The 25,543-nt window shown below is 69.4% G+C and carries 19 protein-coding genes; 13 read left to right on the plus strand and 6 right to left on the minus strand.

The features are described from left to right. The first annotated feature begins 124 nt into the window (after positions 1 to 124). A complete protein-coding gene (locus tag ABD212_RS10255) occupies positions 125 to 1,447 on the plus strand; it encodes an FAD-binding oxidoreductase (RefSeq protein ID WP_344094164.1) in 1,323 nt (440 codons plus the stop codon). 14 nt (positions 1,448 to 1,461) lie between these two features. Here the strand turns inward: ABD212_RS10255 and gndA are convergent, their stop codons facing one another. Then, positions 1,462 to 2,889: an NADP-dependent phosphogluconate dehydrogenase gene (gene gndA / locus ABD212_RS10260; RefSeq protein ID WP_425561262.1), complete on the minus strand. Its 1,428-nt coding sequence runs from the start codon at positions 2,887 to 2,889 to the stop codon at positions 1,462 to 1,464. A gap of 415 nt (positions 2,890 to 3,304) precedes the next feature. Between gndA and uxaC the strand changes: the two genes are divergently transcribed. The 7 genes from uxaC (at position 3,305) to ABD212_RS10295 (ending at position 12,261) form a co-directional block, all read left to right on the plus strand. Further along, the gene (gene uxaC / locus ABD212_RS10265) at positions 3,305 to 4,708 is read left to right on the plus strand and encodes a glucuronate isomerase (protein WP_425561260.1); all 1,404 of its coding nucleotides are present in this window, start codon (positions 3,305 to 3,307) and stop codon (positions 4,706 to 4,708) included. Further along, positions 4,705 to 6,159, plus strand: a complete 1,455-nt coding sequence (locus ABD212_RS10270) for a mannitol dehydrogenase family protein (RefSeq protein ID WP_344094170.1) — start codon at positions 4,705 to 4,707, stop codon at positions 6,157 to 6,159. Before uxaC ends, ABD212_RS10270 begins: the two co-directional genes overlap by 4 nt. 88 nt (positions 6,160 to 6,247) lie before the next feature. Beyond that, positions 6,248 to 8,041, plus strand: coding sequence for a beta-glucuronidase (uidA, locus tag ABD212_RS10275; RefSeq protein ID WP_344094173.1), 1,794 nt, complete (start codon positions 6,248 to 6,250; stop codon positions 8,039 to 8,041). 58 nt (positions 8,042 to 8,099) lie between these two features. Then, the gene (uidB, locus tag ABD212_RS10280; RefSeq protein ID WP_344094175.1) at positions 8,100 to 9,575 is read left to right on the plus strand and encodes a glucuronide transporter; all 1,476 of its coding nucleotides are present in this window, start codon (positions 8,100 to 8,102) and stop codon (positions 9,573 to 9,575) included. Positions 9,576 to 9,614: 39 nt separating this feature from the next. Beyond that, positions 9,615 to 10,853 (plus strand): D-mannonate dehydratase ManD, encoded by a 1,239-nt coding sequence (gene manD, locus ABD212_RS10285; RefSeq protein WP_344094186.1) that lies wholly within the window; start codon positions 9,615 to 9,617, stop codon positions 10,851 to 10,853. A 5-nt stretch (positions 10,854 to 10,858) separates the two neighbouring features. Continuing rightward, complete coding sequence (locus tag ABD212_RS10290; protein WP_344094188.1) at positions 10,859 to 11,404, plus strand: gluconokinase; 546 nt, start codon at positions 10,859 to 10,861, stop codon at positions 11,402 to 11,404. Further along, entirely contained in the window at positions 11,401 to 12,261 is an 861-nt protein-coding gene (locus ABD212_RS10295) for a sugar phosphate isomerase/epimerase family protein (protein ID WP_344094190.1), read from the plus strand. Before ABD212_RS10290 ends, ABD212_RS10295 begins: the two co-directional genes overlap by 4 nt. Before the next feature lie 58 nt (positions 12,262 to 12,319). On the opposite strand, the gene ABD212_RS10300 is transcribed toward ABD212_RS10295, so the two are convergent. Together ABD212_RS10300 and ABD212_RS10305 are read right to left on the minus strand one after the other, a co-directional pair. Further along, entirely contained in the window at positions 12,320 to 13,483 is a 1,164-nt protein-coding gene (locus ABD212_RS10300; RefSeq protein WP_344094192.1) for a Gfo/Idh/MocA family protein, read from the minus strand. Positions 13,484 to 13,520: 37 nt separating this feature from the next. After that, entirely contained in the window at positions 13,521 to 14,360 is an 840-nt protein-coding gene (locus ABD212_RS10305; RefSeq protein ID WP_344094194.1) for a sugar phosphate isomerase/epimerase family protein, read from the minus strand. A gap of 214 nt (positions 14,361 to 14,574) precedes the next feature. On the opposite strand from ABD212_RS10305, the gene ABD212_RS10310 reads away from it, so the two are divergent. Continuing rightward, on the plus strand, positions 14,575 to 15,633 hold the full coding sequence (locus ABD212_RS10310) for a LacI family DNA-binding transcriptional regulator (protein ID WP_344094196.1): 1,059 nt from the start codon (positions 14,575 to 14,577) through the stop codon (positions 15,631 to 15,633). On the opposite strand, the gene ABD212_RS10315 is transcribed toward ABD212_RS10310, so the two are convergent. After that, entirely contained in the window at positions 15,630 to 15,752 is a 123-nt protein-coding gene (locus ABD212_RS10315) for a hypothetical protein (protein WP_344094199.1), read from the minus strand. The genes ABD212_RS10310 and ABD212_RS10315 overlap by 4 nt on opposite strands. A gap of 293 nt (positions 15,753 to 16,045) precedes the next feature. On the opposite strand from ABD212_RS10315, the gene ABD212_RS10320 reads away from it, so the two are divergent. Both ABD212_RS10320 and pth read left to right on the plus strand, forming a co-directional pair. Next, the gene (locus ABD212_RS10320; protein WP_344094201.1) at positions 16,046 to 16,693 is read left to right on the plus strand and encodes a 50S ribosomal protein L25/general stress protein Ctc; all 648 of its coding nucleotides are present in this window, start codon (positions 16,046 to 16,048) and stop codon (positions 16,691 to 16,693) included. 107 nt (positions 16,694 to 16,800) lie between these two features. Continuing rightward, a complete protein-coding gene (gene pth / locus ABD212_RS10325; protein ID WP_344094203.1) occupies positions 16,801 to 17,385 on the plus strand; it encodes an aminoacyl-tRNA hydrolase in 585 nt (194 codons plus the stop codon). A 12-nt stretch (positions 17,386 to 17,397) separates the two neighbouring features. Here pth and ABD212_RS10330 read toward each other — a convergent pair whose 3' ends face one another. Then, positions 17,398 to 18,024: a hypothetical protein gene (locus ABD212_RS10330; RefSeq protein ID WP_344094205.1), complete on the minus strand. Its 627-nt coding sequence runs from the start codon at positions 18,022 to 18,024 to the stop codon at positions 17,398 to 17,400. 151 nt (positions 18,025 to 18,175) lie between these two features. Here ABD212_RS10330 and mfd point away from each other — a divergent pair, with 151 nt between their 5' ends. Both mfd and ABD212_RS10340 read left to right on the plus strand, forming a co-directional pair. After that, on the plus strand, positions 18,176 to 21,781 hold the full coding sequence (mfd, locus tag ABD212_RS10335) for a transcription-repair coupling factor (RefSeq protein ID WP_344094207.1): 3,606 nt from the start codon (positions 18,176 to 18,178) through the stop codon (positions 21,779 to 21,781). 124 nt (positions 21,782 to 21,905) lie between these two features. Beyond that, positions 21,906 to 22,505, plus strand: a complete 600-nt coding sequence (locus ABD212_RS10340) for a gamma carbonic anhydrase family protein (protein WP_344094209.1) — start codon at positions 21,906 to 21,908, stop codon at positions 22,503 to 22,505. 266 nt (positions 22,506 to 22,771) lie between these two features. Here the strand turns inward: ABD212_RS10340 and ABD212_RS10345 are convergent, their stop codons facing one another. Further along, on the minus strand, positions 22,772 to 25,447 hold the full coding sequence (locus ABD212_RS10345) for a phosphoenolpyruvate carboxylase (RefSeq protein ID WP_344094211.1): 2,676 nt from the start codon (positions 25,445 to 25,447) through the stop codon (positions 22,772 to 22,774). Positions 25,448 to 25,543: the final 96 nt, after the last annotated feature.

The following is a 25,543-nucleotide window of genomic DNA, read 5'->3' on the forward strand; positions in this document are numbered from 1 at the left end:
CCTACGCTGCCTGAAACGCCGCCTCGCCCGCACGGTCTTCAACGCCCTCACCGCCGACCAGCAACCGAGCCAGATCCCCGCGAGCCTCCCCCTCGCGGCCTAAGACTTGACATAGGAGAAACGCATGACTGTCTCGACTCTCAAGGAACTCGTCCCGGAAGGCGTCATCGCACCCGGCGACCCCGACTGGGACGACGCACGCCGGTTCCACACGGGGATAGGCGAACCGACCGTGGTCGTCCGCGCCTCCACCGTCGACGACGTGCGCGCGGCGCTGCGCTACGCCTCCGCAGAGCGACTCGATGTGATGGTGCGAAGCGGCGGGCACAGCGCCTGGGGCACGATCCCGGGCGGACTCACCCTCGATCTCGCCGCGCTCAGCGATGTCGCAGTGGATGGCGAGCTCGTGCGCGTCGGCGGCGGCGCGTCCTGGGGGCATGTCGCGGGCATCCTCGCGGAGCACGGGCTCGGCATCAGCTCCGGCGACACGAAGTCGGTCGGCGTCGGCGGCCTCACCCTCGGCGGCGGCATCGGGTGGATGGTGCGCGCGTGGGGCCTCGCCGCCGATCAGCTGGTGGGCGCGCAGGTCGTCACCGCGCGCGGTGATGTCGTCGAGGCTTCCGGCCGATCGCATCCCGACCTGATGTGGGCGTTGCGGGGCGGCGGCGGGAACTTCGGCGTGGTGACGCGCTTCGACTTCCGCGCGCATCCGCTGCCGGGGGTGGTGTTCGCAACGCTCGGCATCGCGGGCGACTCACGGGCGCTGATCCGCACGCTCCGCGACATGATGCCCACGGCTCCCCGCGAACTCACGCTCACGTTCGCACATGTGCCCCCGATGGATCCGAGTGCACCCCCGGGCGCCGCGATCACGGCGTGCTGGATCGGCGAAGACGTCGCCGCCGCACGGGCCGCTCTGGCGCCGCTGCTCGCACTCGACGGGGTCACCGAGACAGCGCTCGAAGCCACGGCTTATCCCGACATCCTGATGGAGATGCCCGCGATGGATCCCGACCAGGCGCTCCCCGGATTCATCGGCGGCAACACGCTGGTGCACGACCTCAGCGACGAGGTGATCGACCGCCTCGTCTCCTTCCGTGAGGCGCACGACGCGTCGGTGATCTTCCTTCGCTCACTGGGCGGAGCGTACGGCGACGTCGCGCAGGACGATACGCCGTTCCCCGCGCGCGACGCGACGTGGTTCGCGATGGCGGGGGCATTCGACATCCCCGGTCTCCTCGACGACAGTCGTGTGCAGATCCAAGCCGAATGGGACGCGATCGCCGCACTCGGCCAGGCGCTCTACGGCAACTTCACCCCGTCGACCGATTCATCCCTGGTGACGCGGATGTACCCGCCCGGCAGCATGGCGCGGCTGGCCGCGATCAAGCGCGAGTGGGATCCGCAGAACCTGTTCAACCGCTGTCACAACGTGCTCCCCGCCTGAGCGGGCGACGGGTGTCAGTGGGTGTCTTCGGCTTCGATCTCGGTGCGATCGCCCGACCACAGGGTGTGGAAGGTGCCTTCCTTGTCGACGCGCTTGTAGGTGTGGGCGCCGAAGAAGTCGCGCTGCCCCTGGATGAGGGCGGCGGGCAGCCGGTCCGCGCGCAGGCCGTCGTAGTAGGCGAGGGATGACGAGAACGCCGGCGAGGGCAGCCCTGCGGCAGCGGCAGTCGAGACGATCCGTCGCCAGGCGTCCTGCGCGCGGCCGAGGGCCGCCACGAAGTACGGGGCGGCGAGCAGCACCGGCAGGTCGGGGGTCTGCGCGTACGCATCGGCGATGCGGTTGAGGAACTGCGCGCGGATGATGCAGCCGCCGCGCCAGATCTTCGAGACGGCGCCGAGGTCGATCGACCAGTCGTACTGGGCGGCGCCGGCGCGGATCTCGTCGAAGCCCTGCGAGTAGGCCACGATCTTCGAGGCGAACAGGGCCAGGCGAACGTCCTCGATGAAGGCGTCGGCGTCGTCGACGGCGAGGTCGTCCTGCGGGCCGGGCAGCTCGCGGGACACCGAGCGCTGCTCGGGGTGGCTCGACAGCGACCGGGCGAACGTCGCCTCGGCGATGCCCGACACCGGGACACCGAGGTCGAGCGCGGTCTGCACGGTCCACGCTCCGGTGCCCTTGGCGCCGGCCTGGTCGAGGATGACGTCGACGAGCGGCCTTCCGGTGGCGGCATCCACCTGGCGCAGCACCTCTGCCGTGATCTCGATGAGGTACGACTCGAGCTCGCCTTTGTTCCACTCGGCGAACACGTCCGCGATCTCGACGGGGGACTTTCCGGTGCCGCGGCGGATGAGGTCGTACGCCTCGGCGATGAGCTGCATGTCGGCGTACTCGATGCCGTTGTGCACCATCTTCACGAAGTGCCCGGCGCCGTCGTGGCCGATGTGGGTCACGCACGGCTCGCCCTCGGCGATCGCGGCGATGGAGCGCAGGATCGGACCGAGGGTCACCCAGGACTCATCCGACCCGCCGGGCATGATCGACGGTCCGAGGAGGGCGCCCTCCTCACCGCCGGAGACGCCCATGCCGACGTAGTTGATGCCGGTGGCACGCACCGCCTTCTCCCGGCGGATGGTGTCCGTGAACAGGGCGTTGCCGCCGTCCACGATGATGTCGCCCGGCTCGAAGACTTCGACGAGGGCGTCGATGACGGCATCCGTCCCGGCGCCCGCCTTGACCATGATGATCGCGGCGCGGGGCTTGTGCAGGGATGCCGCGAACTGCTCGTACGTCGACGTGGAGACGAACCCCGCCTCGGGGTGCTCGGTCACGAGTTCGTCCGTCTTCGCGTGGGTGCGGTTGTAGATGGCGACGCTGTTGCCCTCGCGGCTCGCAAGGTTGCGGGCGAGGTTGGAGCCCATCACGGCGAGACCGACGACGCCGATGTTCGCGGTCGGCGCGGGCGCGGCATCCGGACCCGTGGGGGTGGGAACCGCACGCTCGACCTCCTCCGGGGCAGGCGCTCCTTCGTGGACCTGGGTCGCGCCCGGCTGATCATCGCGGTCGGTCGAGATGTTCGTCTGCGTCGAGGACTCGTTCGAAGACACGCGTACTCCTGAGGATCGAGTTTCGGGGAGGCTCCCAGCCTAGGGTCTGGCGCATCCGCGTGACGCGACCGGGAGTGGGAACAGTCAGGACGGCCAGCGGTTGCCAGGCCATCCCATAAGCCATTGTGACAGTGCAGAGCGTCTTTGACAACCGGTTGCCAATGTTCACGAAACTACGTACACTCGCATCCAGGTCGCCCGCGATGTGTGGTCGTCCTGCCCACGACCCACTCCCACGACGAACCGAGCAGAGATGACGGCGATGGCCACGACGACGAACTCCGCACTCTTCCCCGCGGACCCGGCGGTGCGCGCCATCGCGGCGGAGCTGTATGCCACGGTCGCTGAGGCCCCCATCATCTCGCCGCACGGACACGTGTCGCCGAGCCTCCTGGCCGAGGACGAGCGCTTCCCCGACCCGGCCACGCTTCTCCTCACGCACGACCACTATGTGACGCGCCTGCTGCACGCGGGCGGCGTCGATCTCGCCGATCTCGGCGTCGGCGGCTCCGACTTCGACCCCCGTACCGCGTGGCGCCTGCTGGCCGGCGGCTGGCATCGGTTCGCGGGCACCGCGTCGGGCTACTGGCTCGAGCGCGAGTTCGAGGAACTGTTCGGCATCACCGACGAGTTCACGCTCGACAACGCCGATGCCGTCTACGACCGCATCGACGCCGCACTCGACGATCCGCAGTTACGCCCGCGCGCGCTGTTCGACCGCTTCCGGATCGCGGTGCTCGCGACCACCGACGATCCGCTCGACTCGCTCGAGGTACATGCCCGTCTCGCCCGCGACCGCGTGGTCGCCGGCCGGGTGCTGCCGACGTTCCGTCCCGACGCCTACCTCGACCCGGAGTCGGCCGGCTTCGCCTCCCGCGTCGAGCGACTCCTCGGCGAGACGGCCCAGCCACATCGGGATTTCGCTTCATACCTCACCGCACTGGAGTCCCGCCGTGCGCACTTCATCGCGCACGGCGCCGTGTCCGCCGACCACGGTGTCGTCGAGCCGTACACCGCAGCACTCGAGCCCGACGCCGCCGAGCAGCTCTTCCAGGCCGCGCTGCGCGGCGAGCTGGACGCAGCCGATGCCCGAGAGTTCCGGGGCCACATGCTCTGGCAGATGGCCCGGATGAGCGTGGACGACGGCCTCGTGATGACGATCCACCCCGGGGTGCACCGCAACCACTCCTCGTCGACCTACGCGAGGTTCGGCGCCGACAGCGGACACGACATCCCGACCGGCGTCGAGTACGTGCGCAACCTGCGTCCGCTCCTGGAGAGCTTCGGGCTCGAGCGCGACTTCCATCTGGTGCTCTTCACGATCGACGAGACCTCCTTCTCGCGCGAGATCGCGCCGCTCGCCGGCTTCTACCCGAGTGTCTACATCGGCGCACCCTGGTGGTTCATCGACGCTCCCGACGCCATTCAGCGCTTCCGCTCCGCGACGGTCGAGACGGCGGGCTTCTACCGATCGAGCGGCTTCATCGACGACACGCGGGCGTTCCTGTCGATCCCGGCGCGGCACGACATGTCACGCCGCAGCGATGCCGCGTTCCTCGCACGGCTGGTCGTCGAGGGGCGCATCCGCCCCCCGCGCGCGCATCGCATCATCGCCGATCTCGTCGACGCCATTCCGCGCGAGGTGTTCAAGCTGTGAACCCCCATCCGCAGTCCCTCGACCGAGCCGCACTCGAGGCTTCGGGCACGCTTCGCCCATCGGCGCCCATCCGGATCGTCCACCTGGGACTCGGCGCCTTCCACCGAGCGCACCAGGCGTGGTACACGGCGCGTGTGGATGCCGCGGGGGGGTGGGGCATCGCGGCTTTCACCGGTCGCGACGCGACGCAGGCGGACCTGCTGTCCAGCCAGGACTGCCTGTACACGCTCGTCGAGCGCGGCCCCGAGCGCGATCGGGTGGAGCTGATCCCGTCGATAGTGGAAGCGGTTCCTGGTTCGAACGTGCAACGACTGCTCGACCTGCTGGCGGATCCGGCCGTCGCGGTGGTGACCCTGACGATCACGGAGGCCGGGTACCGCGTGGGTCCCGATGGCCGAATCGACCTTGCCGACGAGGTAGTCGCGGGTGACCTGCGCCGGATGGCAGGCAGCGCGAATCCTCCACATCACGAGGAACCCGGCAGCGAGCGACTCGATCGCGGGCAGCTCGTCGCCGCCGCACCGGTCGCGGCCCTGACCCGCCTGCTGGCCGGCCTGCTCGTGCGTTACGAGGCGGGCGCCGCGCCGCTCGCGATCGTGCCGTGCGACAACCTTCCGCACAATGCGGCGTTGACCCGGGCGGCCCTCGTCGACCTGGCGGGCGCGCTGCCTCTCCGCATCGCGACGCCCGCGTTTCGCGCATGGCTCGCGGAGACCGTGGCGTTCGTGAGCACGTCCGTCGACCGGATCACGCCCCGCTCGACGCCAGAGGTGGCCTCGGCCGCCCGCGCGGCGGGCTGGAACGACGCCGTGCCGATCGTGACGGAACCCTTCCACGACTGGGTGCTCTCGGGTGACTTCCCGGCGGGCAGACCGGCATGGGAGAGGGCTGGAGCCCGCTTCGTGGACGACATCGACGGCTGGGAGCACCGCAAGCTCTGGCTGCTGAACGGCGCCCACACGATCCTGGCGGCCAGCGGGCTGCGCCGCGGGCACACGACGGTCGCCCAGGCTGTCGCCGACGAGCATTGCCTCGCCCTCGTCGAGGGCTTCTGGGTCGAAGCCGTGCAGGAGCTCGGCGACGACATCGAGCACGTCGAGTATCGGGCGCAGCTGCTCGAACGATTCCGCAACGGGCGGATCGAGCATCAGCTGCGGCAGATCGCTGCCGACAGCACGACCAAAGCCCGGGTGCGGGTGGCCGGCATCGCGGAACGGCGGCTGGCTCGCGCGGAGGATGCATCCGGTTGCCTTCGGGCGCTCGCCGCGTGGGTCGACTGGGTGGTCGCCGATGGTGACGCCCCCGATTCGAACCGGGCAGACCTCGATCGTGCGCTCGCAGCGAATCATCCGGCTGGTGCCTTGATCCGCCTGGTTTCTCCAGCCGTCGCCGAAGACCCCGCCGCTCGTGCCGAGATCATCGACGCGCTCGGATCCATCGCCGGAAAATAGTTATGGCAATCGGTTGCCAATTCGACCAAACCGTGCTTTGATAGATCTCGAACCCGCAAGGACGCGCTTACGAAAGGTCCCGTCGCACATGCTCAAGCCCAAGGCATCCGCCACCCGTGAACTGATCAGCATCGATGGGCTGTGGCGCTTCGCCGTCGACACCGCATCGACTCCCGAGCCGTGGTCGTCGACCCTCGACACGCCCCTCGAGGCAGCGGTGCCGGCGAGCTACAACGACCTGTTCACCGACTCCGCCATCCGCGACCACGTCGGATGGGTCTGGTACCAGCGCAGCGTGCGCGTGCCGCGCGGCTGGAGCGGAGAGCGTGTCATCGTCCGTGTCGACGCCGCCACGCACGAAGGCGCCGTCTACGTGAACGACTCCCGGGTCGCGCATCACGTCGGGGGATACCTCCCGTTCGAGGCCGACATCACCGAACTCGTGGCGGCCGGCGAGGAATTCCGTCTCACGATCGGGGTGAACAACGAGCTCACGTTCGAGACGATCCCCCCAGGCATCATCGAGGTGGATGCCTCGGGTGCGAAGAAGCAGAGCTACTTCCACGACTTCTACAACTACGCCGGCCTGGCCCGCAGCGTCTGGCTCTGGAGCCGTCCCCTGGTGCACATCGACGATGTGACCGTCACGACGCAGCGCGACGGTTCGACAGGCGTGGTGGATGTCGCCAGCACCCTCATCGGCGGTGACGCCGACGTGCGGCTGACGCTGCGCGACGCGTCCGGCGCTGTGGTCGGCAGCGGCGAGGGGCCGGCCGCGGTCATCCGCGTCTCGGATGCGGTGCTCTGGCAGCCTGGCGCAGCCTATCTCTACGACCTGACGATCGAGGCCGTGGTCGATGGCGCCGTCGTCGACGAGTACACGCTGGCCGTCGGCATCCGCACCGTCGAAGTCTCGGGAGCGCAGATCCTGATCAACGGCGAGCCGTTCTACTTCACCGGGTTCGGCAAGCACGAAGACAGCGCGGTGCGCGGCAAGGGGCACGACAACGCGTATCTCGTGCACGACTTCCAGCTCATGGACTGGATCGGCGCGAACTCGTTCCGCACGTCCCACTACCCCTACGCCGAAGAGGTGATGGACTTCGCCGACCGGCACGGCATCGTGGTGATCGACGAGACGCCTGCGGTCGGCCTCAACCTCGGCATCATCGGCGGCATCACGGGCGGTCCCACCCCGAAGACGTGGTCGCCCGAGACGCTGAACGACACGACGCGCGAGGCGCACGCCCAGGTGATCCGCGAGCTGGTCGCGCGCGACAAGAACCACCCGAGCGTGGTCATGTGGTCTGTGACGAACGAGCCGGCTTCCAACGAGGAGGGCGCTCGGGAGTACTTCGAGCCGCTCGTGACCCTCACCCGAGAGCTCGACCCGAGTCGCCCCGTCACCTTCGTCAACGTCATGATGGCGGTCGCCGGAACGGACCTCATCGCGGATCTCTTCGATGTCATCTGCCTGAACCGCTACTACGGCTGGTACGTCATGCCGGGCGACCTCGTCGCCGCGGAAGCCGCACTCGAGACCGAGCTGCGCGCGTGGGAGCAGCTCTACGGCAAGCCGATGATCATGACCGAGTACGGCGCCGACACGATCGCGGGTCTGCACTCGATCCACGACCAGCCGTGGACCGAGGAATACCAGGTGAAGATGCTGGAGATGTTCCACCGTGTCCACGACCGCATCCCCGCGATGGTGGGCGAGCAGGTCTGGAACTTCGCCGACTTCCAGACGTCTTCGGGATTCTTCCGCGTCGACGGCAACAAGAAGGGCGTGTTCACGCGCGACCGCAAGCCGAAGGCCGCCGCGCACGCCCTCCGCGCGCGCTGGACCGCCATCGGATCCGCCAAGCCCGTCGCCGACTGACCACTCCCCGATCACCGACCCCGACCCACCGCCCGCAAGAGGCAAAGGAGCCACCACCATGTCCACGACTGTCACCACCCGCGAGAAGACGAAGGTCGGCCTGCCCGACTACGAGTCCGGCAAGCTGAGACTCCGATCGATCGTCGGCTACGGCGCCGGCGACGGTGCGAACAACCTCGCGTTCTCGACCGCGACGATGTTCCTCCTCGTTTACTACACGGATGTCGCAGGCATCACGGCTGCTGCGGCCGGGACGCTGCTGCTCGTCGTGCGCATCTTCGACGCCTTCGCCGACGTGATCGCCGGGCGCATCGTCGACCGGACCTACAGCAGGCGGTTCGGCGGCAAGTTCCGCCCGTTCATCCTGTTCGGCTCGCTGCCGCTGCTCGTCCTGAGCTTCCTGACCTTCTCGGTGCCGCAGATCGGCCAGACCGGCATGCTGCTCTACGCATATCTCACCTACGCGGCTCTCGGGTTCGCGTACAGCATGGTCAACATCCCCTACGGTTCGCTGGCGGGAGCGATGACCCAGAATCCGGGCGAGCGCGCGAAGCTCGGCACGGCACGCACCGTGGGTGCCGCGGTGGTCGGCGCCGTAATAGGCATCGTCGTCGCTCCGATGCTCAAGCCGGGAGCGGACCTCCAGTTCATCTTCACCGTGATGACGCTGAGTTTCATCGTGATCGGCATGGGCCTGTACCTGTTCACGTACTTCACGACGAAGGAGCGCGTCGTCCGCACCGTCCAGCACGTGTCGACGCGCCAGAGCTTCGCGACCCTCAAGGGCAACCGCCCGCTGCTGATGCTCTGCATCGCGTCCCTGCTCAGCCTCGTCGGCATGCTCTCGTCGTCGACTGCGCAGATCTACTTCCTGCGCGACGTCTTCGGCGCGCTCAACCTCTACGCCGTCCTGTCGCTGTCGCAGCTGGTGCTCATCTTCGTGCTGGCCCCCTTCGTGCCCGCCATCGTGCGCCGTTTCGGCAAGCGCAACACGTTCGTCGCAGGCGGCCTCGTCGGCGTGGCCGGCAACGTGGTCGCGTTCCTCGCTCCGAGCGTCGCGATCGCCCTGCCGGCGATGATCCTCGCCATGGTGGGCCTCATGCTCGGCGGAATGGTCATCTGGGCCATCGAGGCGGACACCGTCGAGTACGGCGAGTGGAAGACGGGAGTGCGCGCCGAGGGCATCACCTACGCGCTGTTCTCCTTCACCCGCAAGACCGGTCAGGCGGTCGGCGGTGCGCTCGCCGCGTACGCGCTGGCGATCGGCGGCTATGTCGCCGGCGCCACGACCCAGACGGTGTCGGCCGAGTGGGGCATCCGGGCCGGAGCGGCCCTCGTGCCTGCGATCTTCATCCTGCTCTCGGTCATCGTGATGATGTTCTATCCGCTCACCGACAAGGTGCACGCCAAGATCGTCGCCGAGATCGCGGCACGTCGCCAGGCGCAGGGTCTGGGCGACGAGATCGCGCCCGACCTAACCACTTCGGCATTCCGCTCGCAGGATCCGACGACACTGCGGCCGCCGGCCGAGTAGACCTGTACCGAAACCTCGCCATCCTCGAAGGAGTCCACCGTGATCATCGACAAAGCAGAAGTGATCGTCACCAGCCCCGATCGCAACTTCGTGACGCTGAAGCTCACCACGGACGAGGGACACGTCGGCCTCGGTGACGCGACCCTCAACGGGCGCGAGCTCGCGGTCGTCGCATATCTGCGCGAGCACGTCGTGCCGCTGCTGATCGGCAGTGACGCGTCGAAGATCGAGGACACCTGGCAGTTCCTGTACCGCTCCGCCTACTGGCGTCGCGGACCGGTGACGATGGCGGCCAGCGCGTCGGTCGACATGGCGCTGTGGGACATCAAGGGCAAGGCGGCCGGGATGCCGGTCTACCAGCTGCTCGGGGGTGCGAGCCGGACAGGCCTGATGGCGTATGGGCATGCCTCGGGCAAGACGACCGACGAGCTGTTCGACTCGATCCGGGCGCACCTCGAGAAGGGGTACCGGTCGATCCGGGTGCAGACCGGCGTGCCGGGCCTCAAGGCCATCTACGGCATCGCGTCGCAGTCCGCCGACACGGGTGGCGGCGAGGCCCGCTACGACCACGAGCCCGCGCGGCGCGGCGCGAAGCCGACCGAGGAGGACTGGGACACCCGCGCCTACCTGCGGCACCTCCCGGGAGTCTTCGAGGCGGTGCGAAACGAGTTCGGACCGGAGCTGCCGCTGCTGCATGACGGGCATCACCGGATGACCCCGATCCAGGCGGCGAAGCTCGGCAAGTCACTGGAGCCGTACGACCTGTTCTGGCTCGAGGACTGCACGCCCGCCGAGAACCAGGAGGCGCTGCGGCTGGTGCGTCAGCACACCACCACGCCGCTGGCGATCGGCGAGATCTTCAACACGATCTGGGACTTCAAGGACCTGATCCGGGAGCAGCTGATCGACTACGTGCGCGGTGCCGTGACCCACATGGGCGGAATCACTCCGTTGAAGAAGACCCTCGACTACGCCGCGATGTACCAGGTCAAGTCGGGGATGCACGGGCCGACCGACATCTCGCCGGTGGGCATGGCCGCCGCCATGCACCTCGGGCTCGCCATCCACAACTTCGGCATCCAGGAGTACATGCAGCACGGCGATCGCACCAATCAGGTGTTCCAGCAGTCCTTCACGTGGGCGGGCGGCTACCTGCACCCCGGTGAACAGCCAGGGCTCGGCGTGAGCCTCGACGTCGACGAGGCGGGTAAGTACCCCTACGAGCAGGCCTACCTGCCGTACAACCGCCTCGCCGACGGCACGGTCCACGACTGGTGATCGGAATGCCCGACGTCCTGCCCGTTCGGATCGTGGTGATGGGCGTGTCGGCCGTGGGCAAGTCGACCGTGGCGGCGTGGATCGCCGCCTCGGCGGGACTGTCGTTCGTGGATGCGGATGACCTGCATCCCGCGGCGAACAAGGCGAAGATGGCGGCGGGCGTGCCTCTGGATGACGCCGATCGCGGTCCATGGCTCGACCGGGTGGGCGCGACCCTCGCCGACGCGCGGGGTCGTGGCACCGTGATCGCCTGCTCGGCGCTGAAGCGCGCGTACCGCGACCGGATCCGCGCCGCCGCGCCCGACGCGTACTTCGTGTTCCTCGACGGGGACCACGACGTCCTCCGCCAGCGAGCCGCGGCGCGCACCGGGCACTTCATGCCGCCGTCGCTGCTGGACTCCCAGCTGGCCACGCTCGAGCCCCTCGGCCCCGACGAGAACGGCGGGCGCGTCGACGTCGACTTCCCGGTCGATCAGGTGTGCGCAGCGGCACTCGCGGTTGTGGCGGCCGCTCATCCGGAACTCGCCCTCGACAGAAGGAATCGCGGATGATGCGCATCGGCGTCCAGACCATGATGCTGAAGGACCTCTTCGCCTCCGACGGGGTCTATCCCACCCTCGCGAGGGTGAGAGCGATCGGCTATCAGGCCGTCGAGGTGAGCCAGGTGCCCATGACGCCCGAGAATGTCGCCGCCCTCGAGCGGTCCCGTGACGAGCTCGGCGTGCAGATCGCCTCGCTGTCGGCCGCCGTCAGCGCGCCACGCGGCTTCGCCGGCGACTCGCTCGAACACGACTTCGACAAGATCGTGGCGGATGCCCGTCGCCTGGACGCCTCGCACCTGCGGATCGGGATGCTGCCGTTCGCCGCGATGGAGAGCCTGGACACCGTGCTGGCGTTCTGCGCCCGAGCCGACGAGTTCGCCGTGCGACTGCGCGACCACGGCATCCGGCTCGCGTACCACAACCACCATCTCGAGTTCACGAAGTACGACGGACAGTATCTGCTCGACCTGATTGCCGAGGAGGCGCCCGCACTCGACCTCGAGGTGGACGTCCATTGGGTGCAGCGCGGTGGACTGGATCCGGTTCGGATGCTGTCGACCTACGGCGAGCGGATCACATTGGTTCACCTGAAGGACTACCGCATCGCGCCGATCGCCCCGGAGGCGTTCGACCTGCTGGCCCAGGGCGACTTCGCCGGGTTCATGAGTGCCTTCACGAACACCGTGCAGTTCGCCGAGGTAGGGGAGGGGAGCCTCGATTTCGCGGCGATCCTGGCGGAGTGCCGGGCCCAGGGGGTTCGGTTCGCGTTCGTCGAGCAGGACGACCTCTACGGCCGTACGGCGCTCGACTGCCTGCAGACCAGCTACGACAACCTCATCGCCCTGGGGGCGGCCGACCTCTTCTGAGGCGGACGGACGAGGGGGCGAGGCGGATCGCCGGGCCCCCTCGTCGCGCCAACGGAACTCAGACGCGGGTCGGGTACGTCCCCTCCGCAGCGATCCGGGCATTCAGCGCGGCGAGGTACTCGTCGGCGTCGAAGTCGAGACCGACCTCTCGGCCGAGCCAGCTCGACAGGTGGATCGCGTTCGCGAGGCGAACGCCGAGCATGCCGTCCGCGCCGGGCGCGAGGAGCGGTTCGCCGTACCGGATGCTCCGAGCGAAGTTCTCGAGGACGCCGGCGTGCTGCGCACCCCAGGCCGACTCGAACTCGATGGTCTCCTGCGTGTAGAGCGCTGCGGCATCCAGCTCACCCGCGAAGAGCCGCATCACGTCCTGGAGGTCCATGCCGGCACTGAGCTCGCGCTCCGGCTTCGTGAGCCGGGTCACCGTCGCGGTCTTCGAGGCCTCCACCACGATCTTTCCCGCGTCGCCCAGGATCTCGAACCTGTCCGTGCCGACGAGGTCATGGGTCGCCGTCACGAAGACGCCGGTGGCGCCATTGCCGTAGTCGACGAGTGCCGTCACCTCGTCCTCGACCGCGATGTCGCGGCGATAGCCGTAGACGACCTTCGCGAAGACCCGCTCGGGCACGCCGCAGATCCACTGCCAGAGGTCGAGCTGATGCGGTGCCTGGTTCACGAGCACGCCGCCTCCCTCGCCTCCCCACGTCGCACGCCAGGCGCTCGAGTCGTAATAGCCCTGGGGACGCCACCACGTCGTGATGATCCAGTTGGAGCGCAGGATCGTGCCGATCTCGCCGGCATCCACGATCTGCTTGATGCGCTGGTAGAGCGGGTTGTTGCGCTGGTTGAACATGATCGCGAAGCGCAGGTCGGGTTTGGATGCCGCGAAATCGTTGAGCTCGGCCACCTGCTTCGTGTACACGCCGGCGGGCTTCTCGACGAGCACATGCACGTCGTGACGCAGCGCCTCGATGGCCACCTCGGGGTGCAGGTAGTGCGGCACGCACGTCACGACAGCATCCACGCGGCCGCTCTCGAGCATCGCCACGTAGTCGTCGAAGACGGGAACGCCGTACGCGGATGCCGCAGCTTCGCGCAGGTGCGGGTCGAGGTCTGTGACGGCGCCGAGGCTCATGGTGGGCACGAGGCCGTCCGCGATGAACTTCGCGTACATCGAGCCCTGCTGGCCGAAGCCGATGATGCCCAGACGGACGGTGTCGGTCATGAGTGATTCCTCTCGCGGGGGTGTTCGGATCGTCCGGTCACAGCAGCTCGACCTCCAGGTCGTCGGTGATCGCCCGGAACGCGCGAGCCGCCTGACCGAACGCCTCGGGGCCCGAGAATCCGCCCAGCTCGTGCCCCGCCGCCAGATGCGGTTCGAGCGATGCGAACCCGCCATAGCCGTCGTCGCGGAGCGCCCGCAGCGTTTCGGGCAGCTGGCCGTCGCCCATCCCGGCGGCCACGACCTCGCCGGTGGCGGCCACGGCATCCTTGACCTGCAGGTAGTCCAGATACGGCCGGAGCTTCGCGTAGCCCTCGTCGAACGGACGGGTGACACCCACCTGGACGAAGTTCGCGCTGTCCCACGCGAGACGCACGGCCGGCGAACCCACCGATTCGACGAGGTCGAGCACGCGCTCGGGGATGTCGCCGTAGATTCCCTTCTCGTTCTCGTGGAGCAGCACGACGTGTTCCCGCTCGGCGAGGTCGGCGAGGGCCCGCATCCGCACCAGCACGTCGTCGCGGATGGACTCCACCGCGATGCCCGCGCCCCTGAAGAACGAGAAGACCCGGATGCTCTCGGTGCCGAGCGACTGCGCGACACGGATCACGCGGCCCAGGCGCTCGACCTCGTGATCGACAGGGGCGGCGATGTCGACCTTGCCGATGGGTGATGCGACCGCCGAGACGCCCATCCCCGCCGTCGCGAAGAGCTGGGCGAGCCGCGCGAGCTGATGGTCTTCGAGGTCCACGACGTTCACCCCCCATGCGCTGCGCACTTCGATGTGCGATGCCCCCAATGCCTTGAGGACCGCGACCTGCATGACGGGATCCGGATCGATCTCGTCGCCGAAGCCGGAGAGGGTCCAGGCCTGCGTCATCGAGCGCTCCTCGTCAGTTCTTGCCGGGGGTGGTACTGCGCCAAGTGTAAGCGTTCGTCGAGCATTTGGCAACCGGTTGTCACAGACGTTGGAAATGGAAGAACGGGGCAGGAGCCGAACGAGGTCCGCACCGTCGCAATCGGTTGGGAATCCGGCCGGTGGCGCTAGAATCTGCTCGCAGGTGCGCGACTGACGGGGAAGTCCAGGTGACGGCATGACCACGAACGAGACCGCGGATGCGGCGGAACCGGCTTCCGACGCCCCGAAGCGGCCGCGATCCGGGCGGGCCACGATCTACGACATCGCCGAGCTCGCCGGCGTCAACCCCTCCACCGTGTCGCGCGCGCTCAGCCGGCCGGGGCGGGTGAGCGCCAAGACCGAGGAGAAGATCCGCCGGGCCGCGGCAGAGCTGAACTTCCGCATCAACCCGATGGCGCGCGCGCTGCCCACCGGCCGGACCATGACGCTCGCGGTCGTGGTCGCGGACATCACCAACCCGGTCGTGTTCCGCACCATCCGGGGCGCCGAGCGGGCCGCGGCCTCGTCGAACTACACCCTGGTCATCGCCGAATCGCAGGAGTCCGGCTCTGCAGAGGCGTCGGCGATCGAACGACTGCTGCCGAGCGTCGACGGCATCGTGCTGGCGACGACCAGGCTCGCGCCCGAGGTGATCGCGGACATCGCCGGTCGCGTCCCGCTCGTCGCCATCAACAGCCGGCCGCCGGGCGTGTCCTCCGTCGTCACGGATGCCGCCGACGCGGTCTCCCAGCTCATCGGCCATCTCGTCGCGCTCGGCCACACGTCGATCGGCTATGTCGCCGGGCCGCCGACGTCATGGTCCAGTGCACAGCGGTGGGAGGCACTGCTGGCCGAGAGCGAGCGCCACGGGCTTGCGGTGGTCGAGATCCCCTCGGGCTCACCGACGATCGAGGGGGGCCACGCGGCCTATCGGCGGGTCATCGCTTCGCGCGTGACCGCGGTGGTCGGGTTCAACGACCTCATCGCGATCGGCATCATGCAGGAGGCGGCGGCCGCGGGCGTCCGCGTCCCCGACGAGCTGAGTGTCGCCGGCTTCGACGACATCTTCGGAAGCGAGCTGATCGTCCCCGCCCTCACGACCGTGCGGGCGGACCTCGATCGGGCCGGCGCACAAGCGGTGGAGTCGCTCCTGGCTCAGATCCAGGACGGCCGACCTCGCGAGGATGCGGAGCCGATGCCCACCGAGCTCATCGTCCGGGGATCCACCGGACCGGCGTCGGCGAGGCCGCTCTAGTCCTTGCGGTACCCCGAGCGGCCGAGCGACCAGAATCCGACGACGGTCAGCACGAAGCCGACTGCGGCGATGGCACCGATCAGCCACAGCAGGACGTGCGAGGCGAATCCGTAATCCATGTGATCCTCCGGGCGAGTTCGAGTGCGTTCCTCATCGTAGCGGTGCCGCGTCTTCTTCGGTCGCGGGGAGCTCCCCGCGAGCACTCGCTCCCGCTCGTGCGGCCGCGCCGCGCCCCCTGGTAGACTTGGCGCTTGTACTTCGGCGAGGGATGCCTCGTGCCCGCCGTCTCGGCGGGTTGCGGCATCCGTTATCGACGCAGTGAAGCAGGCCACGGCTTTCCTCACGCGATCGCGTTCGAGTCGAAACCAGACCCCACACACCCGGGCCCGTGCGCCCGCTAGGAGCAACCATCATGTCGACCGAAACCGACACCAAGGTCCAGGCCGAGGTCCGCGAGAACTTCGGCAAGGGCTTCGCCCGCCGCCTCCGCGCCTCGGGCAAGATCCCCGCCGTCATCTACGGCCACGGCACCGCGCCCGTCCACGTCGCCCTTCCGGGCCACCAGGTCGCGCTGCTCATCCGCCGCGCCAACGTCGTGCTCGAGCTCGACGTGGCGGGCAAGCAGCAGCTGACCCTCGTGAAGGACGTCCAGAAGGACCCGGTGCACCAGATCATCGAGCACATCGACCTGCTCGTCGTCCGCAAGGGCGAGAAGATCCAGGTGGACGTGCCCGTCCTCGTCGTGGGCGAGCCCGTCCCCGGCACGATCGTCAACCTCGACAGCACGAGCGTCGCGCTCGAGGTCGAGGCGACCCACATCCCCGAGCACGTCGAGGTGGATGTCGAGGGCCTCGAGGACGGCACGCACATCACCGCCGCCGACCTGAAGCTGCCGCAGGGCGCCGTGCTGATCGCCGACCCCGAGATGCTCGTCGTCGCGATCAACGTCCCGTCCGCGGCGCTCGCCGCCGAAGAGGAGATCGCCGAGGCCGACGCGGCTGTCGCCGCCGAGCAGGCCGAGGAGTCCGGCGAGGCCGTGGCCGAGGCCGAGTCCGAGTAGCCGGATCGGCCGTCGGTCGGACGGTTCCAGACGAGGGGGTGCGGATGCCGCGCCCCCTCGTCTCGTCATGAGCCGCGAACGAATGCGGCTCGGGCAGGATGGATGACATGGCGCAGACCTGGCTGATCGTGGGGCTCGGCAACCCGGGCCCCCGCTACGAGCTGACCCGGCACAACGTGGGTCAGCTCGTCGTGGACGAGCTCGCCGCGCGCCGCGCCGAGGCGTTCCGGTCGCACAAGGCGAATGCCCGCGTCGTCGAGACATGGCTGCGCCCGGGCGGCCCGAAGCTCATCCTCGCGAAGCCGAACACGTTCATGAACGTCTCGGGCGGCCCGGTCGCCGGCCTCGCGAAGTTCTACGGAGTGGATGCCGAGCACGTCGTCGTCGTGCACGACGAGCTCGACATCCCGTTCGACACGATCAAGCTGAAGACCGGCGGCGGACACGGCGGCCACAACGGGGTCCGCGACGTCGCGAAGGCGCTCGACTCGACGGAGTTCGCGCGCGTGCGAGTCGGCATCGGACGCCCTTCCGGACGCCAGGATCCGGCGGACTGGGTGCTCGAGCCGTTCGGCGCGACGGAGCGCAGGAATCTGGCGATCCTCGTCGGCGACGCCGCCGATGCGGTGGAGCAGCTCGTCGACGAGGGGCTGCTCGCGGCGCAGCAGAGGCACCACGCTCCGCGCGTCTAGCGGCCCGGTCGGTCAGCCGCCGACGCTGGTGCCCGCCGCGAGTCCCGCGGTGAGGAAGCCCTGCAGGGCGACCGCATAGCCGATCGCGCCGACCACGGCCACCACGACCGCGGCGATCGCGAGCCCGCGACCGCGGTTTCGCACGATCGCGACGAGACCCTGGGCGATCGCCCACACGCCGAGGATCGTCCCCACCCAGAAGGAGACCTCGGCGAGAAGGACCCAGCCTCGGACGGGTGTGAGGACCGACCACTCGAAGCCGGCGTCGATCGGACGCATCGCGAGCTCGTGGCCCGCGCCCAGGCCGATCTCGAACGTGGCGATCGAGACGAGGATCGCCGGGATGACCGCTGCGACGATCGCCACGATGAGTGCGACCAGCCCGAGACCGAAGCCGCGGGGGGCGGGCCGTGGGGGAGCGGTGACGGCGACTCCGGCCGACGGAGCGCCCGCGGCGCTGTAGCCGGGAGGCGGAGCGTAGCGCGGATGCTGCGTGTCGCCCGACGGCACGCCGAACGGGGGTGCGGCGGGCGCCGCCCACGGCTGCGCGGGCGACGGCGGTGCCGGATGCCGCTGCGCCGGCGGTCGCCGGGGAATCGGCGGCGGCACAGCGGGTCTCGGGTCGGCGGGGTCGCTCACGGGGCCATCCTACGAGCCGGCTCTGACCTGCTGCGGCAGGTCGAGGACCGGTCACCGCGGCGGGCCTGCGGGGCTGTCGCCCCTGCCTCGCGCGCGCGAGAAATCGGGGGAACCGATCTGCGGTGTCGAGCGGTCGCCGTAGACTCGTGCAGTGACAGTTCCCGGGATCGTGCGCGCCCTCGAACAGGCTGAACCGTTCCGGGATGCCGTAGCTGCGGCATCCGTCGATGCGGACTTCTCGCTCGTCGAGGGCCTGGATGCCCCCCTTCTCGCGGCGCTCGTCGAACGCCGCCGCGTGGCCGGCAAGCCGCCGATCATCCTCGCCATCGCACCGACCGGGCGCCGCGCCGAGTCGCTCGGGCCGGCGCTCGAGGCCCTACTTCCCGGCGCCGAGGTGATGCACTTCCCCGCGTGGGAGACGCTGCCCCACGAGCGGCTGAGCCCGAGCGCCGAGATCGTCGGCACGCGCCTGGAGGTCCTCGGCCATGTCGCCCGGTGGCAGGGCGCCACACCGCTCATCGTCACGGCGTCGGTGCGCGGCGCCATCCAGCCGCTGGCAGCCGGGCTGACGGATGTCGCACCCGTCCAGCTGGTGACGGGGGCACGCGGGCACGAACTCGGCGACGTCTCGGCCCGGCTGGTCGAGCTCGCGTACCACCGCGTCGACATGGTCTCGCGGCGTGGCGAGTTCGCGGTGCGCGGCGGGATTCTGGATGTGTTCCCGCCGACGGCGCCCCACCCGTACCGGGTGGAGTTCTTCGGCGACGAAGTGGATCAGATCCGCGCCTTCTCGGTGGCCGACCAGCGGTCGCTGCCGGGCGAGGTGCGGGACGTGTCGATGGTGGCGAGCCGCGAGCTTCTGCTGACCGACCGCGTGCGCGCGCGGGCGCGCGAACTCAAGGATGAGTTCCCGGGTCTGCGCGGCATGCTCGAGAAGATGGCGGAGGGCATCCCCGTCGAGGGCATGGAGTCGCTGCTTCCCGCGCTCGCGGACGGCATCGTGACCCTCGTGGACTACCTGCCCAAGGGCGCGGCGGTCGCGCTGGTCGACCCCGAGAGATGCGTGGCGCGCGCCATCACCCTCGGCGACACGAATCGCGAGTTCCTGGATGCCGCGTGGAGCGCCGCGACCGCCGGAGCGCAGACGCCCGTGGATCTCGGCGCGGGCGACTTCGTCACCCTTCCTCGTCTGCGCGAGGCCGCCCACGAGCGCGGGGATGTCTGGTGGACACTGAGCGCGTTCGACTCCGGCCACGCGGATGCCGCCGCCGAGGGGCTCATCGACATCGACGCCGCGCTCGAGGCGGCCGCCGTGATCCGCGTGCCCGGTGCGGGGGTGCCCGCGTTCCAGGGCAATGTCGAGGGAGCGACCGACCATGTCGGGCAGCTGCTCGCCGACGGCTGGCGGGTCGTGGTGGCGGCATCCGGAACCGGGCTCGTGGAACGCGCGCGCGATGTGCTCGCCGAACGCGGGATCGCGGCGCGGCGGGTCGACACCGTGCTCGAGGCGCCCGAGCCCGGGGTCGCCCACGTCGTGCTCTCGGTGCTCGAGCGAGGATTCGAATCCGCCGAGGCGAAGCTCGCGGTGCTCACCGAGTCCGAGTTCTACGGTCGAACGATCGGCGGCGACCAGCGGGTGGTGAAGAAGCTCGCGTCGCGTCGCAGGAACGTCGTCGATCCGCTGCAGCTGAAGGCGGGCGACTTCGTCGTGCATGCGACGCACGGCATCGGCAGGTTCGTGGAGCTCACCCAGCGGGAGGTCTCCAGCGGCGGGCGAAACCCGGTGAAGAGCGTGCGGGAGTATCTCGTGCTCGAATACGCCCCCTCGAAGCGCGGATACCCCGGCGACAAGCTGTTCGTGCCTACGGATCAGCTCGATCTGCTGTCGAAGTACGTCGGCGGCGAGGCCCCCGCCCTCTCCAAGATGGGCGGCAGCGACTGGGCGCAGGCGAAGGGCCGTGCTCGCAAGGCCGTCCGCGACATCGCGGTCGAGCTGGTGAAGCTGTACTCGGCCCGTATGGCCTCGAAGGGCCATGCATTCGGGCCCGACACGCCATGGCAGCGCGAGCTCGAAGAAGCCTTTCCATTCGCCGAGACCCCCGATCAGCTGCAGACGATCGACGAGATCAAGGCCGACATGGAGAAGCCGATCCCGATGGACCGCCTGCTCTCCGGCGACGTCGGCTTCGGCAAGACCGAGGTCGCCGTGCGGGCGGCGTTCAAGGCGATCCAGGAGGGCAAGCAGGTCGCGATGCTCGTGCCGACGACGCTGCTGGTCAAGCAGCATGTCGAGACGTTCACGGAGCGGTTCGCCGGCTTCCCCGTGCAGGTTCGATCGCTTTCGCGATTCCAGACGGACAAGCAGGCGCGCGACACGCTCGCCGGGCTCACCGACGGCACGGTCGACATGGTGATCGGCACGCACCGCATCCTCACCGAGAAGGTGATCTTCAAGGACCTCGGGCTGCTGATCATCGACGAGGAGCAGCGGTTCGGCGTGGAGCACAAGGACACTCTCAAGAAGCTGAAGACCAACGTCGACATCCTCGCGATGAGCGCGACCCCGATCCCGCGGACGCTCGAGATGGCGGTCACCGGCATCCGCGAGATGTCGACGCTGCAGACCCCGCCCGAGGACCGGCATCCGATCCTCTCGTATGTCGGACCGCGCAACGACAAGCAGATCGCGGCCGCGATCCGTCGCGAACTGCTGCGCGAGGGCCAGGTGTTCTTCGTCCACAACCGGGTGCAGACCATCCAGCGCGTCGCCGCCCAGCTGGCAGAACTCGTTCCGGAGGCGCGCATCGCGGTCGCTCATGGGCAGATGGGCGAGCACGCCCTCGAGCAGGTCGTCGACGACTTCTGGGAGCGCAGGGCGGACGTGCTCGTCTCGACGACCATCGTCGAGACCGGGCTGGACATCTCCAATGCCAACACGATCATCATCGACCGTGCCGACAAATACGGGCTCTCGCAGCTGCACCAGCTGCGCGGTCGGGTGGGTCGCGCGCGCGAGCGCGCCTACGCGTACTTCCTGTACGACGAGAACAAGCCGATCTCCGAGACGGCAGCCGACCGGCTCGAGACGATCGCGGTGAACAACGACCTCGGCAGCGGCATGCAGGTGGCTCTGAAAGACCTCGAGCTGCGCGGCGCGGGCAACCTCCTGGGCGCCGAGCAGGCCGGCCACATCGCGGGCGTCGGATTCGATCTGTACCTCCGGATGATCGGCGAGGCGGTGTCGGCCTTCCGCGGTGAGGAGACCGAGAGTCAGACCGAGCTTCGGCTCGAGCTTCCCGTGCAGGCGCGCATCCCGGAGTTCTACATCGACAGCGAGCGCCTTCGGCTCGAGGCGTACCAGAAGCTCTCAGCGGCGGCATCCGCTTCTGCCACCGAGGACGCGCTCGACCACGTCGTGGACGAACTGCGGGATCGCTACGGCGAGCTGCCCTCGGAGGTCGAGGGACTTCTCGCCGTCGCGCGTCTCCGCCGCCGCGCCGCGCAGGCAGGGCTGTCGGATGTCGTCGCAATGGGGCCGAACCTCCGCATCGCGCCCGCGAATCTGCCGGACTCGATGCGGGTGCGCCTGCAGCGGCTGTACCCGACGGCGAAGCTGCTCTCCGGCGGCGACGCGCTCGTAGTGCCGCAGCCACGCGTGGGCGGCGAGGCGGTGGCGGATGTCGACCTCATCGGGTGGGTCGGTCAGTTGATCGACCAGCTCTGGCCCATGCCGAAGGCCGAACCAGCCGACGTCTGACCTGCCCGGTCTGGGGCGCGTCCTGTCCGTTGGGGCGCACACTCTGCGCCCCAACGGACGGATTCCGCCCCGAACCTGCGGAGCGAGTCTCGGCGGTACGCTGACACTGATCCAGGAGGCATCCGTGCGGTTCGAGCATCTCGGGGCGCAGCCCCGCATCCATCCCGACGCCGTCGTGGCTGCGACGGCGGTGATCAGCGGGGATGTCGAGATCGGCGCCGACTGCCAGATCCTGCACGGCGCGGTGATCACGGCCGAGGGCGGCCCGATCACACTCGGAGTGAACGTGATCGTCATGGAGAACGCGCTCATCCGCGCAACATCCACGAACCCCGTCCACATCGGCGATCACGTGCTCGTCGGGCCCATGGCGAGCGTGTCGGGGGCGACCATCGGCGACGAGGTGTTCCTCGCGACGGGCACCCGGGTGTTCAACGGCGCGCGCATCGGCGAGCGCAGCGAGGTGCGGATCAACGCGGTCGTGCACCTGCGCACCATCCTTCCGCCCGAGACGGTCGTGCCGATCGGATGGGTCGCCGTGGGCGACCCGGTGCAGATCCTCGCTCCCGACCGGCACGACGAGATCTGGGCCGCGCAGCGTGAACTCGACTTCCCCGGCTACGTGTTCGGCCTGGATCGCGAGACGCCCGACCTCATGGTCCAGCTCACCGAGCGCTACGGACAGGGGCTCGCGCGGCACGCCGACGACCGTCGCGTGGACTGACGACGAGTCAGCTCCAGACGACGCCGCACTCGCGACATCCGAATTCGATGCGCTCCACCCAGTCGGAGTCCCATGAGCGCAGGTCGCTCCGCCGATCGACGTCGACCGCGAACCACCTTGGCTCGCTCGCCCTGACGTCGAGCGAACCGCACTCGGGGCATGTCTCCGCCGTCACAGCGGAGGGTGTCACCATCGAGCCCCTCACCTCGGCTTTCATGCGGCCACGGTAACCCCGGCGCGCCGAGATCGCTGTCGCGACGCGCGTGTCAGCCGGTGTTCTGCAGTCCCGCCGCGACGCCGCTCACCGACAGCAGCAGCAGACGCTGCTGCTCGGGGTCGACGGGTCTGCCGGCCTCGGCGTCCTCGCGCAGCGAGCGAAGCGCCCGCAGCTGAAGGAGCGACAAGGCGTCGACATACGGGCTGCGCATCTTCACCGCGCGCTGCAGCACCGCCTTGTTGCTCAGAAGCCCGGTTCCGCCGGTCAGCCGCACGACCCAGGAGCGCGTGAGCGCCATCTCGTCGCGGACGAGGTCTGCGAGGTCGTCGCGGTCGCCCAGCTCGAGGTAGTGCCGGGCGATGCGGTCATCCGCTTTCGCGAGGCTCATCGCCACGTTGTCGATGAGCGTGCGGAAGAGCGGCCAGTCGTCGTAGGCGGCCACGAGGCGAACCTCGTCGCCCACGGCCTCGAGCGCGCTGCCGAGTCCGAACCAGCCCGCGAGGTTGATGCGCGCCTGGGTCCAGGCGAACACCCACGGGATCGCGCGCAGATCCTCGAGCGACTCCACCGACAGTCCGCGACGCGCTGGACGAGAGCCGAGCGCGAGCAGGCCCAGCTCCTCCATCGGCGTGACCCGGGCGAACCAGGGCGCGAATCCGGGCGCCTTCACGAGCGAGAAGAATCGATCGCGGGATGCCGCGTCCATCGTCGCGGCGACATCGGCGTAGCGCTCTGCCGCGGCGCGGTTGCGCTCTTCGTTCGACGGCGCCGACGCGAGCAGGATCGCGGCGGCGACCTGGTCGATGTGGCGCATCGCGATCGCCGGATCGCCGTAGCGCGCGAAGATGACCTCGCCCTGCTCCGTGAGTTTGAACCGTCCGTCGACCGAGTGCGGCGGCTGAGCGAGGATCGCCGAGTTCGCCGGTCCTCCGCCGCGCCCGAGTGCCCCGCCGCGGCCGTGGAAGAGGGTCAGCTCGATCCGGCTGCGGTCCGCCCACGCCGCGATCTCGGCCTGGGCCTCGTACAGTGCGAGGTTCGCCGCGACGGGTCCGACATCCTTCGACGAATCGGAGTAGCCGAGCATGACCTCGAGCCGCCGGCCGGTGGCGTCGAGCCGGGCCGCGAACTCGGCGTTGTCCACGATCTCGGCGAGGATGCGGGGCGCGGCCTGCAGGTCGGCGAACGTCTCGAAGAGCGGTATGACATCGAGCACCGGCGGGATGCCGGTCGGCCCGACGGCGAATCGCGCCAGCCGGTGCACGGCGGCGAGGTCGTCGGCGGACTGCGTGAACGAGACCACGTATCGCCCTGCCGCGCGCGGGCCGTACCGCCCCTGCAGGTACGCGATGACGCGGAACACCTCGAGCACCTCTTCGGCGAGCTCCGAGCGAGCCGCACCGGATTCGAGCTCGGCGAGCACCTTCGCGTGCACCGCCGAGTGCTGGCGCACTTCGAGCTCGGTGAGGTGGAACCCGAACGTCTCGACCTGCCACAGCAGCTGCTGCAGGTGCCCGTACGCCTGGCGAGGGGCCCCCGCCCGTGCGAGCGAGTCCTGGACGACGCGCAGATCCGCGAGCAGGTGCTCCGGGTCGCGGTAGCCGAGGTCGGCATCGCGCGTGCGGGTGGCGGCGATCTTGCGGGCGAGCAGCAGCAGGATCCGCCGATGCGGCTCGTCGGGGGAGCGCTTGGCGACCTCGCCCGCCGCATCCTCGTCGGCCGACTTCAGCCGGTGCCACAGCGCCACGAGCGCGTCACTCGGGGGCGTGGTCGCGGCATCCAGCGTGAGTCCCCGCCCGATCCGCAGCGCCGTGCGCTCGAGACCGAGCAGCACGTGCTCGCTCGCGATCGCGGCGGCCTTGCGGGTGATGGATGCCGTCACGAACGGGTTTCCGTCGCGATCGCCGCCGACCCACGACCCGATCCGCACGAACGGTCGGACGATGGGCGAGCGTCCGCCCGCGGCCGGACCCTGCAGGGCATCGTCGACGCGCCGGTACACGTGCGGGACGGCCGTGTAGAGCGTCTCGTCGAACACGGCCATGACCGCGCGCACCTCGTCCACGGGCGACGGCTTCTCGGGACGCAGCGGCGCGGTGCGCCAGAGCGTGTCGATCTCTTCGAGCAGGCGTCGATCGGCCCGGCGCTCGTCGGCGCCGTTACGCAGCATCCCGTCGCGCTCTTCGAGAAGAGCCGCGAGACGCCGGATGCTGGACGATACCGCGCGGCGGCGCGCCTCGGTCGGATGCGCCGTGAACACGGGGTGGAAGCGCATCGACTGCAGCCGTGCAAGCGCGGTCTCGTCGCCGACCTCGGTGGCGAGACGGACGAACGCGGCGGCGACGGAGTCCGACGCGTCCTCGCGGTCGGGGCGCCCGTCGCGGGCGCGGAGGATGCGCACCCGCTGGTGCTCCTCGGCGAGGTTGACGAGGTGGAAGTAGCACGTGAAGGCGCGGGCCACCTCGTCGGCGCGCTGCACCGTGAACGAGTCGGCGATGGCCTGCGCGTGCGCGAACGCCGCCGAGGTCTCATCCGTGTAGGCATGGATCGTGGCCACGCGCAGCCGTTCGACATCGTCGAACAGGCCGGGGGACCCGCTCTCGCGCAGCACCCGCCCGAGGAGCGATCCGAGCATGCGTACGTCGGCCCGCATGCTCTCGGGAATCTCCTGGCCGGCCTCGAATCGTCCGACGAGGTCGATCGCCTCGGTCTGGGTGAGCTCGCGCATGTGCTCGAGGCTATCGCCGGACTGTTTCGCGGACGTATCGCCGCAGGTCCTGTGACACCCCGCGTCGCTAGACTTCCACTCCGACGGAAGGTGCCC

Origin of the sequence: Microbacterium deminutum, assembly GCF_039530205.1 — a bacterium.
Taxonomy (GTDB): domain Bacteria; phylum Actinomycetota; class Actinomycetes; order Actinomycetales; family Microbacteriaceae; genus Microbacterium; species Microbacterium deminutum.

Excerpts from the sequence above, each read along its gene's own strand:
- ABD212_RS10255 (WP_344094164.1), top strand. The coding sequence starts at position 125 with ATGACTGTCTCGACTCTCAAGGAACTCGTCCCGGAAGGCGTCATCGCA.
- uxaC (WP_425561260.1), top strand. The coding sequence starts at position 3,305 with ATGACGGCGATGGCCACGACGACGAACTCCGCACTCTTCCCCGCGGAC.
- uidA (WP_344094173.1), top strand. The coding sequence starts at position 6,248 with ATGCTCAAGCCCAAGGCATCCGCCACCCGTGAACTGATCAGCATCGAT.
- uidB (WP_344094175.1), top strand. The coding sequence starts at position 8,100 with ATGTCCACGACTGTCACCACCCGCGAGAAGACGAAGGTCGGCCTGCCC.
- ABD212_RS10290 (WP_344094188.1), top strand. The coding sequence starts at position 10,859 with ATGCCCGACGTCCTGCCCGTTCGGATCGTGGTGATGGGCGTGTCGGCC.
- ABD212_RS10295 (WP_344094190.1), top strand. The coding sequence starts at position 11,401 with ATGATGCGCATCGGCGTCCAGACCATGATGCTGAAGGACCTCTTCGCC.
- ABD212_RS10300 (WP_344094192.1), bottom strand. The coding sequence starts at position 13,483 with ATGACCGACACCGTCCGTCTGGGCATCATCGGCTTCGGCCAGCAGGGC.
- ABD212_RS10305 (WP_344094194.1), bottom strand. The coding sequence starts at position 14,360 with ATGACGCAGGCCTGGACCCTCTCCGGCTTCGGCGACGAGATCGATCCG.
- ABD212_RS10310 (WP_344094196.1), top strand. The coding sequence starts at position 14,575 with ATGACCACGAACGAGACCGCGGATGCGGCGGAACCGGCTTCCGACGCC.
- ABD212_RS10315 (WP_344094199.1), bottom strand. The coding sequence starts at position 15,752 with ATGGATTACGGATTCGCCTCGCACGTCCTGCTGTGGCTGATCGGTGCC.
- ABD212_RS10320 (WP_344094201.1), top strand. The coding sequence starts at position 16,046 with ATGTCGACCGAAACCGACACCAAGGTCCAGGCCGAGGTCCGCGAGAAC.
- pth (WP_344094203.1), top strand. The coding sequence starts at position 16,801 with ATGGCGCAGACCTGGCTGATCGTGGGGCTCGGCAACCCGGGCCCCCGC.
- ABD212_RS10345 (WP_344094211.1), bottom strand. The coding sequence starts at position 25,447 with ATGCGCGAGCTCACCCAGACCGAGGCGATCGACCTCGTCGGACGATTC.